The 255-nt window shown below is 63.5% G+C and carries 1 protein-coding gene; it reads left to right on the plus strand.

The features are described 5' to 3' along the window. Nucleotides 1-61 precede the first annotated feature (61 nt). On the plus strand, nucleotides 62-255 hold a 194-nt coding region (locus tag QM806_RS41110), incomplete at its 3' end, for a hypothetical protein (protein ID WP_283295076.1).

The following is a 255-nucleotide window of genomic DNA, read 5'->3' on the forward strand; positions in this document are numbered from 1 at the left end:
GTTTCGGTAATAGGGTGTGTCGTTGCGCGTGATTCGCACCGTGCTGCTTGATCATTGATGAATGGCAGGGAAGGAAACCGGGTCGGGCGAGAGCGCGGATGCCCGGAAAGTCAAGCAGCGCGGCGGTCGCCGTGATCTCGACGCGTTGCGTGACCGGCGGATGCGGGCGGCGGAGATGTTTGCCGCAGGACGACGACAGATCGATGTCGCGGTCGAGTTGGAGGTCTCCCAGCAGACCGCCTCACGCTGGCATCG

The organism is Rhodococcus sp. IEGM 1351 (assembly GCF_030056875.1).
Classification (GTDB): domain Bacteria; phylum Actinomycetota; class Actinomycetes; order Mycobacteriales; family Mycobacteriaceae; genus Rhodococcus_F; species Rhodococcus_F opacus.